The organism is Pantoea sp. ME81 (assembly GCF_903970985.1).
GTDB lineage: Bacteria > Pseudomonadota > Gammaproteobacteria > Enterobacterales > Enterobacteriaceae > Pantoea > Pantoea communis.
The window spans coordinates 1-2,074 of record NZ_CAJCKS010000323.1; the positions used below are offsets into that span (position 1 = coordinate 1).

The following is a 2,074-nucleotide window of genomic DNA, read 5'->3' on the forward strand; positions in this document are numbered from 1 at the left end:
GTGATTGGTTTGTGTTTCTACGATCCGTTACCGCAGGCGGGCACCATCAGCAATGCGCGTGAACAAACCAGCGAGCAGGGTGCCGCTAACGACTGGACCGCGTACGGCGGCACCACTAATGGCCAGCGCTTCTCTTCTCTGAATCAAATCACCAAAGAAAACGTGCAAAACCTCGAAGTGGCCTGGACTTACCACACTGGCGACCTGCGTCAGGATGCGGATGCCAGCGAATACACCTTCGAAGCGACGCCGGTGAAAGCCAACGGCATGCTGTATTTCTGTACGCCGCATAACGAAGTGCACGCACTTGATCCCGAAACCGGTGCAGTGAAGTGGAAGTACACGCCGAATAAAGATCGTTCTTACCTGCAGCAGCACCAGACCTGCCGTGGCGTGAGCTATTACGAGCAAAGCCCGGTTGCAGCGCAGGATTCTGCTGCAGCGCCAGCCATCTGCCGTAAGCGTATCTTCAACGCCACCACCGATGCACAGCTGATTGCACTGGATGCCGATACCGGCAAACCTTGTGCTGATTTCGGCACCAACGGCGTGGTGGATCTGCATGCCAACATGGGCGAAGTGCGTCCACATGCGTTGATGCAAACTGCCGCGCCGCTGGTGGCCGGCAAGCTGGTGATTGTCGGTGGTTCCGTGATGGACAACGGCTTTAACAGCGGTAACCCGTCGGGTGTGATTCGTGCTTATGACGCCGTAACCGGTCGTCTGGTGTGGAACTTTGATCCATCGAACCCAGAAAATACGGCGCCGATCGCTGCGGGACAAAACTATCCGCAGGATACGCCAGTCGCCTGGGGTACGCTGAGCGCTGACCTGAAAAATGGTCTGGTTTACGTGCCGTTTGGTAACGCGTCACCGGATGAAGTGGGTATCGAACGTGATGCCAACAGCAACACCGAGAAGTTCCGCGATGCGTTAGTGGCGCTGGATCTGCAAACCGGTGCGTTCAAATGGCGTTATCAGAGTTCGAACCACGATCTGTGGGACCGCGATAACCCATCACAGCCGTCATTGCTGGATATCGATTATCAGGGCCAGAAACAGCCTGTGGTGATCCTGCCAACTAAAACCGGCAACCTGTTTGTCTTGAATCGCCTGACCGGTCAGCCCGTGTATCCGGTTAATCAGGTGAAGGTTTCCACTGAAGGCGGTGTGCCGGGTGAGAAGTTTGCCGCGACACAGCCGGTATCAAGCCTGAACTTTATTCCAGACCCGCTGACTGAGAAATCAATGTGGGGCATCACGCCGTTTGACCAGATGTCATGCCGCATGGACTTCCGTTCGCTGCGTTATGATGGCAACCCATGGACGCCAGCTACTGAAGCCGGTTCGCTGATCTTCCCGGGTAACATTGGCGTGTTCAACTGGGGTTCTGTGGCGGTTGATCCGCAGCGTCAGATGCTGATTGCCGCGCCTGTGCGCCTGGCTTACAAATACAACCTGATCAAGCGTACGCCGCAGACCGAAACGCAGCGTCTGTTCACCAAAGATGGTCAGCCATACTGGAATGAAAACTTCCAGGGTGACTACGCGATTCACATTCAGCAGCTGGCCTCTGGCCTCGGCATTCCGTGTATCGCACCGCCGTGGGGTCGTATGGTGGGCGTAGACCTGAAAACCGGGAAAACCGAGTGGTTGCGCCGTGTGGGTGTCACCAAAAACCTGAAAACCAGCTTCCTGCCGGGCCGCTTCCCAATCGGCTTCCCGATGGGCATGGTGGCACACGGTGGTCCATTGCTGACAGCGGGTGACCTGGTGTTCCATGGCGCAACCGCGGATAACTTCTTCCGCGCCTACGACAGCACCACCGGTGAGTTGCTGTGGCAGACCGAGCTGAGCGCGGGCGCACAAGCCACACCGTCGACCTTTATGGGTAAAGACGGTAAGCAGTACGTGGTGATTGCGGCAGGCGGTCACGGTTCGCTGGGCACCCAGGCGGGTGACAGTGTGGTGGCATTCCGTTTGAAGTAATGAAGTAATGAAGTAATGAAGTAATGAAGTAATGAAGTAATGAAGTAATGAAGTAATGAAGTAATGAAGTAATGAAGTAATGAAG

At 55.6% G+C, this 2,074-nt stretch carries 1 protein-coding gene; it reads left to right on the forward strand.

Annotated elements, in window-relative coordinates:
• Positions 1-1,989 (forward strand): membrane-bound PQQ-dependent dehydrogenase, glucose/quinate/shikimate family (locus tag H7A81_RS26945; protein WP_182059303.1); only part of this gene is annotated, 1,989 nt, incomplete at its 5' end.
• Positions 1,990-2,074 lie beyond the last annotated feature (85 nt).